Genomic DNA, 13,563 nt, shown 5'->3' on the forward strand with positions numbered 1-13,563 from the left:
CTACTGACAACGCCGCCAGAATTCATCCGCCAGCCGGCGCAGGTCCTGCGCCAGCCCGGCCACGTCGGTGGCGCTCAGGTGGCTCTGCTGGCCGACCTGCACCGTGGCTTCACTGGCCTGGCGGATGCTGATGATGTTGCGGTTGATGTTCTCGCTGACCTGGCTCTGCTGCTCTACCGCCGCGGCGATCTGCAGGCTCATTTCGCTGATCTGGTTGACCCGCAGGCTGATGCCGTCCAGGGCACTGGCGGCGCGCTGGGCCTGCTCGACACTGTGCCCGGCATGTTCGCTGCTCTGCTGCATGACCTGCACCGCTTCACGCGCGCCATTTTGCAAGGCGCTGATCATCCGCTGGATTTCGTGGGTCGACTGCGCGGTGCGCTGGGCCAGGCCGCGTACCTCGTCGGCGACCACGGCAAAACCGCGGCCCTGATCACCGGCCCGGGCCGCTTCGATGGCGGCATTGAGGGCCAACAGGTTGGTCTGCTCAGCGATGCCGCGAATCACCTCCAGCACCCCGGTGATCTCGCTGCTGTGGCTTTCCAGATTGTGGATAACTTCAGTGGCCGAGCTCAGCGAATTGGCCAGGTTCTGGATGGCGCTGCGGTTGAGGTCGACCAGTTGATGCCCGGCCTGGGTTTCGCCCTCGGCCTGGTCGGCGGCCTGGGAGGCTTGCTGGGCACTGCTGGCGACCTGGGCGACGCTGGCGGCCATCTGGTTGATCGCAGTGGCCACCTGATCGGCTTCGCTCTGTTGTTCCAGGCTGTTGCTGTGACTGCTTTGCAGCGATTGAGCCAGGCTACCGGTATGCCCGGCCAGGCGCCGCGAGGTGTCGCCGATACGGCCGACCACCGCGCCCAACTGGCCCTTGAGCATGCGCAGGGCAAAGTCGATCTGGCCAATGCCGTCGCGTCGACCGGTGTACAGCTGCTGGCTCAAGGGGTTGTCGGCGATGGCCTGGGCCTGGACGCGCAAGCGCTCGAGCGGGCGCAAGGCGATGAAGATCATCAAGGCCGCCAGGCCACTGGCCAGGATCAGCTCCAGCACACCTTGCCATGGCAGGGCCGGCAACAGCAGCCGGCTGAAAGCGAACACCGCCGCCAGCGCCAGGGTCACCCCGCCCCACAGTTGCCAGGCCAAACCAACCACCGGCAAACGCTGCCACCAGCGCAGCGGACCGCTGCACATCCTCGCGTAGCAGCGCTCGGCGGCCTCGACCTGCTCGGCACTGGGCTTGGTCCGCACCGACTGATACTCCACGGCCTGGCCATTGCTGGAGATGGGCGTGACGAACGCGCTGACCCAATAGTGATCACCGTTCTTGCAACGGTTCTTCACCAGCCCCATCCACGACTGGCCACTTTTCAGTGTCTGCCACATTTGTGCGAAGGCCTGGGGCGGCATGTCCGGGTGGCGGACGATATGGTGGGCGCTGCCTATCAGCTCTTCGCGGGTAAAACCACTGACCTTGATGAAGTCGTCATTGGCGTAAGTGATCTGGCTGGTCAGGTCAGTGGTGGAAAGGATATTGGCGTCACCGGGATAATCCACATTGCGACCGGTCACAGGCAAATTGCTCTTCATCGGAGGCACTCGTTATTGTCGGGAGAATCGGCAGGGCGTACGACTTTAGTGGCAATTTTTTGCCCAACCTTGATCCAGCGCAGGATATTGGCACTTGGCCACTACCGGTCGTGGGGTAGCCCGCGATTGAAGCCAACGCAAATTCAATGACTATTACCTTTGACGCAACAGTGCTTATCCCAAAAGTAACTGTTTCTTTCAGCCATTTCCGACTAATTTACTCAGACCTACTTCACACTTGCCAAGCAAGAAGGTTGTTGCAAATGTCCAACAGTATGGGTGTTGCCAGCGTATTCGTCCTGTCCTCCCTGTTGCTGTCGCCACTGGCCATGGCTGAAGAATCCCAGGCTTTTGTTGCCCGTAACGCCGAGCGTGCCACGGTTCTTCAGGAAGTCATCGCCAAGCACCAGTCCGAGCAGGCCCAGGGCCTGGAACAGACCGCTGCAAAGGCTGATGCGGATGACGCGTCCGAGAGCTGATCGGGCCCCGTTTCACCCCTTCGACTCCCTCGATGGCTGCACAGGTGACTTGAATGCCTGTGCGGTTGTCTTTCAAAGCCGCTGCCGATCAGCGGCTTTTTTTTCGTGTGTCGAAAAGTGCCAGCGCGCTGGCTCGTTTGTTCATGACAAGAACGTCTTTCGTACAATAAAAACTGCCGTACATTCACCCCAAGGAGTCCACACCGGTGAACACTGCTTTACGCTTCACCCCGCTGTTCGTTGCATTGGCTGCAACGATGCCCTTCACTGCCCAGGCCGACGAGGAAAAGGCCGAAGGTTTTATCGAAGGGTCGAGTCTCAACGTGCACGCACGCAACTACTACCTGAACCGCAACCAGCTGCTGCCGGGTGTGCGTGACAACCGCGAATGGGGTCAGGGTTTTCTCGGCAAGTTCGAATCGGGCTACACCCCGGGCACGGTCGGTTTCGGCCTCGATGCCCACGCCATGCTCGGGCTGAAACTCGACGGCGGAGGCGGCACCTCCGGTTCCAGCATCCTGCCGATCAACACCAAGGGTGATGGCGAACCGGGCAAGGCCCATGATTCGTTCTCCACCGCCGGTGCTGCGCTCAAGCTCAAGGCGTTTGACACCGTGCTCAAGGCCGGCGACCTGTTCCTCACCAACCCGGTGATCGCCGGTGGCGAGTCGCGCATGCTGCCGCAGACCTTCCGCGGCGTCAGCATCACCAACAACAGCTTTGACGGGGTGATGCTCGAAGCCGGTCAAGCCAGTTTCACCAAGCCCTACAACCAGAGCGGCCACCGGCGTATCGACACCTTCTACGGCAAGCTGCAGGACGAGCGCGACAGCCGTCACCTGAACTGGGCCGGCGTGGCCTGGAGCGGCGTGCCGAACCTGACCTCGAGCCTGTATGCCGCCGAGCTCAAGGACATCTGGAACCAGTACTACTTCGATGTCGACTACACCTGGCAGCTCAACGAGCTGGTCAGCCTCAACCCGGGCCTGCACTTCTATCACACCCAGGATACCGGCCAGGCGCTGCTCGGGCACATCGACAACAACACCTACAGCCTGCACTTCACCGTCAACGTCGGCTACAACAGCCTTACCGCGGTGTACCAGCGGGTCAACGGCAACACCCCGTTCGACTACATCAACCAGGGTGACAGCATCTTCCTGGACAACTCGCAGATCTACTCGGACTTCAACGGCCCCAACGAGCGTTCGTGGAAGCTCAAGTACGCCTATGACTTCGCCGGGGCCGGCATCCCGGGGCTGACCTCGATTGTGTCCTACTCGCGCGGTGAGCTGGACATGAGCAAGGTCGACCCCAACAGCGTCGGCTACGGCCACTGGTACAACGCCGATGGCGAGAACGCCCAGCACTGGGAACGTGACGTCGACCTGCAGTACGTGTTCCAGGAAGGCCAGCTCAAGGATCTCTCGGTGCTGCTGCGCTGGGCCTCGCATCGTGGCACCCAGGGCTACTCGCATATCGACAGCGATGTCGACGAGTACCGGGTGATCGTTGACTACCCGCTGAACATTTTCTGATCGCCCCAACCCGGTAGTGGGAGCGGTGAATGACAAGTTGCTAATCCGAGGTGCCTAGAGGTTTTGCTTGAAGCCACGGGCGGCTACGAGTGCGCGAAAGTGGCGGTGGTTGCGTGCATGCGGGTATTGATCGTGCGATTGAATGCCATGCTCAAAAGCGGAACGCCCTGGCGAGAACAGCCGGCTTGAAGGCGGTTGAGTCCCTGTGGGAGCCAGCCTTGCTGGCGATGCCCGGCATAGCCGGGCCGGGGGTGCTACGCCCCCCATCGCCGGCAAGACCGGCTCCCACAGTTAACCAGATGACCGACAGTTGCTCCCACCGCAAACAGTTGCATCTACTCGTCAGAAGACACGATTAAATCCTTGTCCGACAATCCCTGCCCCCCTAGAATACGGCCGCCGCGCAGTAACACCGCACTTTCTAGACGGTCTTCGGCATTAGTGACCATGACGTTGCCCACCCGATCCCAGCGATCCGCCCTGTACAAGTCTCATCCGGAGCTGATCCTCAATCTGGGCAGTTGCCTTGCAGTGCTCGCCATCGTCGCCATCGTCACCTTCCTGTTGATGCGCGAACGCAGCAGCGCCGAACAGGCCGCCGCGCGCTCGGCCAGCAATATCGTGCAACTGATCGAAAGCGACATCGTGCGCAATGTCGAACTCTATGACCTGTCCCTGCAAAGCCTGATCTGGGCCATACAGCGCCCGGAACTGCTCGCGGTGCCCACCGAGCTGCGCCAACAGATTCTGTTCAACCAAGCCGTTACCGCACCGGTGCGCGGCGATATCCTCTGGCTCGACGCCAAGGGTGATGTGGTCGCCGACTCCACCAGCGCCATCCCGCGCCAGGCCAATTTCGCCAACAGCAAGGACTTCCAGCAACACCGCGACAACCCCAACCTGGGGTTGCTGATTGGCCAGCCGTTCAAAGCGCGGCTGGGCGACCTGGACTGGTGCATCAGCTTCAGCCGGCGTATCTCCGGGCCCCACGGGGAATTTCTCGGGGTCGCTGCCGGGGCCTTGCGCCTGTCGTACTTCAGCACGCTGTTCCAGCGCCTGGACATCGGCAGCGACAGCAGTATCAACCTGATGAACACCGACGGCGTGCTGTTGGTGCGTCACCCGGCTACGCCCGACGAGCCGCGCATCGGCCAGAACTACAGCGACCGGCCGAACTTTCAGCGCATGCGCGCGGATGTCAGCGGCACCTTTGCCGGGGTCTCCACGCGCACCGGCAAACAACGCCTGTTCACCTTCGCCCGGGTCGGCGACCTGCCGCTGATCGTTATCGTTGCGCACTCCGCCGACGAGGTGTTCCAGTCGTGGCGGCGCACAGCGGTGCTGGTCAGCGTGGCCACCGGCGTGCTGTGCATCGGTATTCTCTGGCTGACCTTGCTGCTGGGCCGCGAACTGCGTCGCCGGCACAGCGCCGAACAAGGCCTGGCCGCCCTCGCCGCCACCGACAGCCTGACGGGCCTGGCCAACCGCCGGCGCCTGGACCAGGTGCTGCGCCAGGAATGGGCGCGCAGCCTGCGCAATGCCCGGCCGCTGGCGGTGTTGATGATCGACGTCGATCACTTCAAGGCCTTCAACGAGCGCCACGGGCACCCGGGTGGGGATGCCGCCTTGCGCCAGGTGGCCAGCGCCATCGCCAGCAGCATCCGCCGCCCGGCCGACCTGGCCGCACGCTACGGTGGGGAGGAGTTTCTGGTGGTGTTGCCGGAGACCGAACTGCCCGGTGCCCGGCTCCTAGCTGAGCGCATTCGTGCCGCTGTCGAGGCGCTGCCGCCATTTGCCGATGACACCGCACCGGTCACCGTCAGCATTGGCATCGGTTGCCACACGCCAGGCGCCCAGCAAGAGCTTGCGACCTTGCTGGGCGATGCCGATGAGGCGCTTTACCGTGCCAAGGGCAACGGTCGCAACCGGGTCGAAGTAGCCGCTTAAGACTTGGCGCGCGCCTGGTTGCGCAGGGCCTTGACCTGGTCATGGTTGCGCTGCACGCCATGGTACTGACGTTCAACCAGGGCATAGACCTCGCTGCTTGGCAGGGTGTTGAGGCGGGCCAGTGTTTCCAGGGCGTCCTTGTAGGCTTTGAGAGCATGGTCCTCGCCGCGCTCGACTTCGTTGAGCACCGCTTCTTCATCCTTGCCGGTGAGCATCGACTTCAGGTTGACCCAGCCACGGTGCAGGTCACCGCTGACGCTGGTCGAGGTTTCCGGATCGCCACCGAGGATACGCACTTGCTGCTGCAGTTCCACAGCGGCGCTACCGCACTCACCAGAACGCTGGATGAAATAGCTTTTCAGCTCCGGATTCTTCACATCCTCGGCAGAGGTTTTGAAACCCTTTTCGCCATCCTTGCTGAATTCGATCAGTTCGTTGAGAACCGAGACGACTTCTTTGTTGGGAGTAGTCATGACATTGCTCCTTTGCATGAGGGAAGATGCAATAGATCGGAGCAGGGTTCGTGCCAGCCTGAGAGCTTAGAAAATATCTTTAATTTTCAATAGCTTGAAATTAAATGAACTTATGACTTTCACGCGTTCTGCATGAACTGTCCTTTGGCCTTCATGCAGATTGCATGTATGTTGGCGCCCATCCATCCCAAGAATACCCTTGCCATGAACCCGGAAGCCCTCGTCCTGCTGGTCACCCGTGAAATGCCCTATGGCAAATACCAGGGCCGGCTGATTGCCGACCTGCCGGGACATTACCTCAACTGGTTCGCCCGCCAGGGCTTTCCCAAGGGCGAGCTGGGCGGCCTGCTGGCCCTGATGCACGAGGTCGATCACAACGGCCTGAGCGACCTGCTGGTGCCCCTGCGCAAGAAGCACCCGCGCCCGCGCAACTGATCAGGCCTTGGCCGGCTGCACCGCCAGCTCCACCCCTTCGCCGCGCTTGAGCACTGCATACACCAGCGCCGTCAGCAGGCTACCGGCGACGATCGCCAGCACATACAGCAAGGCATGGTTGATCGCATTGGGGATCAGCATGACGAACAGGCCGCCATGGGGCGCCATCAGCTTGCAGCCGAAATACATCGACAAGGCGCCGGTCAGCGCGCCGCCGACGACACTGGCCGGGATCACCCGCAGCGGGTCCTTGGCGGCAAACGGAATCGCCCCCTCGGAGATAAAGCACAAGCCCAGCACCAGCGCCGCCTTGCCGGCTTCGCGCTCGCTCTGGGCGAACTTGCGCCGGGCAATGAAGCTGGCGATGCCCAGGCCAATCGGCGGCACCATACCGGCGGCCATGGTCGCAGCCATCGGCGCGTAACTCTGCGAGGCCAGCAGGCCGACAGAAAACGCATAGGCCGCCTTGTTGATCGGCCCGCCCAAATCGACGCACATCATCCCGCCGAGCAACACCCCGAGCAGAATCGCGTTGGTGGTGCCCATGCTGTCGAGAAAATGGGTCAGGCCTTCGAGCATGCCAGCCACTGGTTTACCGACCACATAGATCATCACCAGGCCGGTGAACAGGCTGGCCAGCAGCGGGATGATCAGGATCGGCTTGAGTGCTTCAAGGCTGGTCGGCAAGCGTGCCCAGCGGCTGATGGCCTTGGCGCTGTAACCGGCCAGGAATCCGGCGACGATACCGCCGATAAAACCCGCCCCCAGGGTGCTGGCCAACAGGCCGCCAATCATCCCCGGCGCCAGCCCCGGACGGTCGGCAATCGAATAGGCAATGTAACCGGCCAGCAACGGCACCATCAGTTTGAAGGCCGCCTCGCCGCCGATCTGCATCAATGCGGCCGGCAAGGTGCCGGGCTCCTTGTAGGCCTCGATACCGAAGACGAACGACAGCGCGATCAGCAAGCCACCGGCCACCACCATCGGCAGCATGAACGACACACCGGTGAGCAAGTGCTTGTACACCCCGGTTTTCTCGCTGCGGGCCGGGGCGGCGCTGGCACCTTGCGCGGCAGATTCCTCCCTGCCTTCAGCGAGGGCTTTTTTCAGCGTGGCCTGGGCCTGCTTGAGGGCCACGCCGGTGCCGCAGCGATAAATGCGCTTGCCGGCAAAACGCGCGGTGGGCACCTCGATGTCGGCAGCCAGCAGCACCACATCGGCTTCGGCAATGGCCGTTGCCGACAACGGATTGCGCGCCCCCACCGAACCCTGGGTTTCGACGCTGAGCTGGTAGCCCAGCTGCTGCGCCGCCTGCTGCAACGCTTCGGCGGCCATGAAGGTATGGGCGACGCCAGTCGGGCACGCGGTGACCGCGACGACTTTGGCGCTGCGCTCGACAGGGGCTGCCACCTGCTCGGCTTCGGGCTGATAGACCACAGCCTTGTCGGCCGCTTCACGCAAAAAGTTTTCCACATCCGCCAGCGCTTGCGCCGGGGTGCTCTGGTACAGCCGCTTGCCGGCAAAACGGCGAAGGTCCAGTGGGCCGGTGTTGATCACCAGCACCCAGTCGGCAGCGGCAATCGCGGCGTCAGACAGCTGGCGCTCGGCTTGCTGCGGGTCGTGCACTTCGACGCTGGTGCTCCAGCCCTGGCGCAGCGCTGCCGCTTCCAGCAGGCGCGCACTGAGCACACTGGAGACCTGGCCATTGGGGCAGGCGGTGACGATGGCAATGTTCATCTGCAACCCTCTTGTTGTTCTGTCAGCTGCACCTGGCTTTCCAGCTGCGCCAGTTGTGCCCGGTCGTTAATACCGAAGCCGATCTGGGTCACCGCCTGGGCGGCAATCGCCGTGGCCCGGCGCAGGGTTTGCGCAGGGCTATCGGCGCTCAGCAGGCCATGGACCATGCCCGCCAGCAGCGAGTCACCCGCGCCGACGGTGCTGGCCACCGTGACCTTGGGCGGCACGGCGCCGAGGGCACTGCCCGAGTAGAACCAGTTGACCCCCTGCTTGCCCTGGGACACCACCACATGCTCGACGCCCTCGCCGATCAGGCGGGTCGCCGCTTGTTGCTGCTGGGCAAAGTCATGCACAGCACTGCCGAGCACTTCGCCCAGCTCGTCGGTGTTCGGCTTGACCAGCCACGGTGCGCAGGCAAGCCCGGCACGCAAGGCTTCGCCGCTGCTGTCCAGGGCCACTTTCAGGCCCATGGCCTTGAGCCGGGCCAGAAGCATCTGCAGCCACTGCGGGCTGATGCCACGCGGCAGGCTGCCTGCGACCACCACCGCAGCGTGGCCGGGGGCGATCTGCTCAAGGCGGGTCAGCAGTTCCAGGCGCGCTTGCTCATCGACCTGCGGGCCGGGGCCGTTGATATCGGTGACCTGGCCACTGGCTTCGACCAGTTTGATGTTGCAACGGGTCTCGCCTGCCACCCGCACGAAGCAATCGGCAAAGCCACGGCGGGCGATCAGGGCCTCGAACGGCGCCAGGTTGTCGCGGCCGAGAAAGCCGCCCACGGTCACGCTATGGCCGAGGTCGGCCAGCACCTGGGCGACGTTCAGGCCCTTGCCAGCGGCGTGGCTGTGCTGCGCCTGGCTGCGGTTGACCTGACCTGCATGCAGGCTGTCGAGGCTGACGGTAAGGTCCAGCGCCGGGTTCAGGGTCAGGGTCAGTATCTTGGCCATCAACGGGTCTCCACCAGTGCCCGCACTGCGCCGGCACTGCCCTGCAGCAACGCTTGGCGCGCGAGCTGCTGGGCATGTTCAAAATTCAGTTCACGTACTTCGGCTTTGACCTCGGCAATGCTGCGCGCCGCAACGCTCAGCTCATCGACGCCAAGGCCGAGCAACAGCGCCACCGCCTGCGGGTCGGCGGCCAGCTCGCCGCACACCCCGACCCACTTGCCATGGGCATGGGCGGCGCGCACGGTGATGTCGATCAGTTGCAGCACCGCCGGGTGCAGGCCGTCCGCTTGCGCCGAGAGGCTCGGGTGGCCGCGGTCGATGGCCAGGGTGTACTGGGTCAGGTCGTTGGTGCCGATGCTGAAGAAGTCCACTTCCTGGGCCAGTACCGGCGCCAGCAAGGCGGCCGACGGCACCTCGATCATGATCCCCAGTTGCAGGTCGCTGACAGCGATTTCCTCGCGCAGGCGCTCGACCATGGCCCGGGCCTGGCGCCACTCTTCGAGCTGGCCGACCATCGGGAACATGATCCGCAGCGGCCGGTCGCCGGCGGCCCGCAGCAAAGCGCGCAACTGGCTTTCCATCACGTGCGGGCGTTGCAGGGTCAGGCGAATGCCGCGCACGCCGAGGAAAGGGTTTTCTTCCTTGGCGATCGGCCAGTAGGGCAACGGCTTGTCGCCACCGACATCGAGGGTGCGCACCACCAGCGGCCGACCGTCGAGGCCATCGAGCACGCGGCGGTACTCGGCCTCTTGCACGGCTTCGTCGGGGGCTTGCTGGTGGGCCATGAAAATCAGTTCGGTGCGCAGCAGGCCGACGCCTTCGGCGCCTTGATCAACCACCGCTTCGATCCCGGCGCTTTCACCGATATTGGCGAACACCTCAATGGCATGGCCGTCGCGGGTGACCGCCGGCTCCAGGCGCCGGGCCTTGGCTGCGTGCAGGCGTTGCTCGCGGCGGTCGCGTTCGGCCAGGGCACGTTCGAGCTCTTCAGCCGCTGGCGCCACCGCCAGGCGGCCGCGTTGGCCATCGAGCAGCAGCGGTGTGCCCGGGGCAATCAGCAGCACGGCATCGCCAGCGCCAACGACGGCAGGGATACCCAGGGCGCGGGCGACGATCGCGCTGTGGGCGGTGGCGCCGCCACGGGCGGTAAGAATCCCCGCCACCCGTTGCGGGTCGAGTCGCGCCACATCCGACGGGCCGACCTCCTCCATCACCAGCACATAAGGCTGCTCCGGCGCCGGTACGTCGGCTTCGCCACACAGCTGGGCCAATACCCGCCGACCGATATCGCGCAGGTCGGCGGCGCGCTCGGCGAGCAGCGCATCATGCAAGGCTTCCTGTTGGCGCGCGGCGGCATCGATCACCGCCATCCACGCCGCCGCCGCGCTTTCGCCCTGGCGCAGGCGCTGGTCGACTTCGTCAGTGAGGTCCGGGTCGGCGAGCATCTCCTGATGGGTGATGAAAATCTCGCGGATGGCCTTGGCCGGGCTGCGCTGGGTCAGCGCTTCGATTTCGTGGTTAACATTGGCCAGCGCTTGCTGCAGGCGTTGCCGTTCGACGGGGAGCGACTCACCGCGCAACGGGTAGTCGAACTCGCGCAGCACCTGGATATGCGCCGGGCCACTGGCAATGCCCGGTGCCGCAGCAACGCCCTGGATCAGCGCGCCCGCTGCGGGCGCGACAAGTTCAGGCTCAGCCATCACGTCGATGACCGCCTCGACGACCGGCGCCAGCGCCTCGACCTCTTCGCCCAGGCCCGCTTCAATCGCGGCCAGCAGCGCAGGCAAGGCATCGTTGGCAATGCTGGGTTCAGCGATGATTTCCAGAATCTGCCCACGCCGTGCGCCGAGGCTGAGCAGCTTGCTCAGGCTCTTGGCCGACACCGCCGGCTGGGCGCTGTCGATCAGGCGCAGGCGAATTTCGCCGTCAAAGTGTTTCGCCAGTTGCGCCAGCTCCTTGGCCGGGCGCGCATGCAGGCCGTGGGCGTTGGCCAGGCCGATACGCGCGCTCGGCCAGTCGGCGGGCAACTCGCCGCCCAGCACTTCGAGCACCGTGCGGCTGTTGGTGGCGCGGCACAGCTCCTGGCCGCGGCCTTCGATCAACAGCGTACACAGGCGCTCAAGCAAGGCCTGATGCGCAGCACCGAGGCTGGCCAGGCAGAACAGGCCATGCACCGGTTGGCCGTTGTGGCGCAGCGCTTGTTGCGGGGTAACGAAAGCCAGGCCCGGCTGGCGCACCGCCTGCTCGCTGTGCAGCCACCACAAGCCCTCGCCCAGCGGCAGCGGATCGACCTGCTGCAACACCCCGGCAAAGCCTGAGCCGACACATTCTGCGCGGGTCAGCAAGCGCGCGGCGCGCCACACCAGCTCATCAAAATCTTCGGCGGGCACGCCCAGGCCGATCATCTGCGCATCCAGGGCCAGCTCTTGCGGCGCGCCTTGCAGCAACTTGAGCAAGGCTTCGGCGGAGCTGGCGCGGCGCAGGGCTTCGGCAAGGTCGGTCTCGCCCAGGGCGCGGGTCAGCAGTTGCAGCAGGCGCAGGTGTTCATCGGAGCGCGCGGCAATGCCAATGGCCAGGTAGACGATCTGGCCATCGCCCCAGTCCACCCCTTCGGGGAACTGCAGCAGGCGCACGCCGGTGGCATGCACCAGCTCGCGGGTTTCGGGGGTGCCATGGGGGATGGCAATACCTTGGCCGAGGAAGGTCGAGCCTTGCGCTTCACGGGCCTGCAGCCCGGCCAGATAGCCGTCGGCGACCAGGCCATCACTGACCAGGCGCTCGGCCAACAGGTGCAGTGCCGCCGACTTATCCACAGCCGACTGGCCCATGGATATCTGCTCCACGGTGAGCTCGAGCATGACCTTCTCCTTTGCAGCACCAGGTGGGTGCTGAGGTATTGTTGTGAATTGTTCAGCTGAGGGCCAGTTGCAATGACCCCGTCCAGGCGCTTGGATCGGCAGAAAATCGCCTGCTGAAACGTTTAATCTAAATTTACGAGCACGTTACTCGATAATGTGCGATCAATGAAGCCCTGCTTGTCGTATTGCTGGAGCTGCACCTCTCCCACAGGTACTGCGCCAACGCTGTGGGGGCTGGCCTTGCCAGCGATCGAGCGCGAAGCGGTCGTAACCCAGGCACCACCTACGTTGTTGGCTGCACTGGCCTCATCGCTGGCAAGCCAGCTCCCACAGGTACTGCGCCAACGCTGTGGGAGCTGGCCTTGCCGGCGATCGAGCGCGAAGCGGTCGTAACCCAGGCACCGCCTGATATGCTGGCTACCTGCCAATGACAGTTGCTCACACCGATGTGAACAACATTGCCCATATTGTCGGACAATTGCGACAATGGTCGTCTGCGCCACCCGCGTAGGATCGGCGACAATACCCGGTCAGGCTCTGCAGCCAGTCTCGGTAATAACAAGGAAAATGCGGTGAAACTCAGCGATATCGCGCGTCTGGCCGGTGTGTCCGTGACCACCGCCAGTTACGTCATCAATGGCAAGGCCGAACAGCAACGCATCAGCAACAGCACTGTCGAGCGGGTGCGGGCGGTGGTCGAAGCCCATGGCTTCACCCCCAACCCCCAGGCCGCAGGTTTGCGCAGCCGGCACACGCGCACCCTGGGGTTCATCCTCCCCGACCTGGAAAACCCCAGCTACGCGCGCATCGCCAAGCAACTGGAGCAACGCGCCCGGGCCCAGGGCTACCAACTGCTGATCGCCAGCAGCGACGACCAGCCCGAGAGCGAGCGCCAGCTCCAGCAACTGTTCCGCGCCCGCCGTTGCGACGCCCTGTTCGTCGCCAGCTGCCTGCCGCCGGAAGACGACAGCTACCGCGAACTGCAAGCCAAGGGCCTGCCGATCATCGCCATCGACCGCAGCCTGGACCCGGCGCACTTCTGCTCGATCGTCAGCGACGACCGCAACGCCAGCCAGCAACTGACCCGCAGCCTGCTGGCCACCCAGCCCGCGCACATCGCCCTGATCGGCGCCCGCCCGGAGCTCAGCGTCAGCCAGGCCCGCGCCGGCGGCTTCGACCAGGCCCTGGAAGGCTTCAGCGGCAAGATCAGCCGCCTGCAAGGCGAAGCCTTCAGCCGCGAGTGCGGCCAGCGCCTGATGAACCAACTGATCGAAGAACTCGGCCGCCTGCCCGACGCCCTGGTGACCACCTCCTACGTGCTGCTGCAAGGCGTGTTCGATGTACTGCAAGCACGCCCGGCCGACTCGCGCAGCCTGCAGTTGGGCACCTTCGGCGACAACCAGTTGCTCGACTTCTTGCCGCTGCCGGTCAACGCCATGGCCCAGCAACACGGCCTGATCGCCGAAACCGCGCTTAAACTGGCCCTCGCCGCTGTTGAACAAAAGCAATACGAACCGGGCGTGCACGCCATCGGTCGAACCTTCAAACAGCGAATCTTCACGGCCTGA

At 64.2% G+C, this 13,563-nt stretch carries 10 protein-coding genes and 2 pseudogenes; 6 read left to right on the top strand and 6 right to left on the bottom strand.

Features of this window, described 5'->3' with window-relative positions; all coding sequences use genetic code 11:
- On the bottom strand, nucleotides 1–1,047 hold the full coding sequence (locus tag PspR32_RS21770; protein WP_374045287.1) for a methyl-accepting chemotaxis protein: 1,047 nt from the start codon (nucleotides 1,045–1,047) through the stop codon (nucleotides 1–3).
- A gap of 255 nt (nucleotides 1,048–1,302) precedes the next feature.
- Nucleotides 1,303–1,584 (bottom strand): annotated as a pseudogene (locus PspR32_RS26765) (PAS domain-containing protein); the annotation flags it as partial.
- 263 nt (nucleotides 1,585–1,847) lie between these two features.
- Between PspR32_RS26765 and PspR32_RS21775 the strand changes: the two are divergent.
- From PspR32_RS21775 to PspR32_RS21785, 4 genes and pseudogenes are all read left to right on the top strand, one after another.
- A complete protein-coding gene (locus PspR32_RS21775; protein ID WP_010220647.1) occupies nucleotides 1,848–2,063 on the top strand; it encodes a hypothetical protein in 216 nt (71 codons plus the stop codon).
- 206 nt (nucleotides 2,064–2,269) lie between these two features.
- Nucleotides 2,270–3,601 carry an OprD family porin gene (locus PspR32_RS21780; RefSeq protein ID WP_036996865.1) on the top strand — a complete coding sequence of 444 codons (1,332 nt, stop codon included), beginning with the start codon at nucleotides 2,270–2,272 and terminating at the stop codon, nucleotides 3,599–3,601.
- A gap of 87 nt (nucleotides 3,602–3,688) precedes the next feature.
- A pseudogene (locus PspR32_RS26770) lies at nucleotides 3,689–3,790 on the top strand (IS110 family transposase); the annotation flags it as partial.
- Between the two features lie 264 nt (nucleotides 3,791–4,054).
- Entirely contained in the window at nucleotides 4,055–5,548 is a 1,494-nt protein-coding gene (locus PspR32_RS21785) for a sensor domain-containing diguanylate cyclase (protein ID WP_010220645.1), read from the top strand.
- Here PspR32_RS21785 and PspR32_RS21790 read toward each other — a convergent pair.
- The gene (locus PspR32_RS21790; RefSeq protein ID WP_010220644.1) at nucleotides 5,545–6,021 is read right to left on the bottom strand and encodes a PA2169 family four-helix-bundle protein; all 477 of its coding nucleotides are present in this window, start codon (nucleotides 6,019–6,021) and stop codon (nucleotides 5,545–5,547) included. The two genes, PspR32_RS21785 and PspR32_RS21790, sit on opposite strands and share 4 nt — an antisense overlap.
- Nucleotides 6,022–6,225: 204 nt before the next feature.
- On the opposite strand from PspR32_RS21790, the gene PspR32_RS21795 reads away from it, so the two are divergent.
- The gene (locus PspR32_RS21795; RefSeq protein ID WP_010220643.1) at nucleotides 6,226–6,456 is read left to right on the top strand and encodes a DUF3820 family protein; all 231 of its coding nucleotides are present in this window, start codon (nucleotides 6,226–6,228) and stop codon (nucleotides 6,454–6,456) included.
- On the opposite strand, the gene PspR32_RS21800 is transcribed toward PspR32_RS21795, so the two are convergent.
- Genes PspR32_RS21800 through ptsP form a run of 3 tightly spaced genes read right to left on the bottom strand, consistent with a single transcriptional unit; the run spans nucleotide 6,457 to nucleotide 11,995 of the window.
- On the bottom strand, nucleotides 6,457–8,193 hold the full coding sequence (locus PspR32_RS21800; RefSeq protein ID WP_159389151.1) for a PTS fructose-like transporter subunit IIB: 1,737 nt from the start codon (nucleotides 8,191–8,193) through the stop codon (nucleotides 6,457–6,459).
- Entirely contained in the window at nucleotides 8,190–9,137 is a 948-nt protein-coding gene (gene pfkB, locus PspR32_RS21805; protein ID WP_159389152.1) for a 1-phosphofructokinase, read from the bottom strand. Before pfkB ends, PspR32_RS21800 begins: the two co-directional genes overlap by 4 nt.
- Nucleotides 9,137–11,995 carry a phosphoenolpyruvate--protein phosphotransferase gene (ptsP, locus tag PspR32_RS21810; protein WP_159389153.1) on the bottom strand — a complete coding sequence of 953 codons (2,859 nt, stop codon included), beginning with the start codon at nucleotides 11,993–11,995 and terminating at the stop codon, nucleotides 9,137–9,139. The genes pfkB and ptsP overlap by 1 nt, the downstream gene beginning before the upstream one ends.
- A 572-nt stretch (nucleotides 11,996–12,567) precedes the next feature.
- On the opposite strand from ptsP, the gene cra reads away from it, so the two are divergent.
- A complete protein-coding gene (cra, locus tag PspR32_RS21815; RefSeq protein WP_036996873.1) occupies nucleotides 12,568–13,563 on the top strand; it encodes a catabolite repressor/activator in 996 nt (331 codons plus the stop codon).

It is taken from the genome of Pseudomonas sp. R32 (assembly GCF_009866705.1).
GTDB classification, from domain to species: Bacteria; Pseudomonadota; Gammaproteobacteria; order Pseudomonadales; family Pseudomonadaceae; genus Aquipseudomonas; species Aquipseudomonas donghuensis.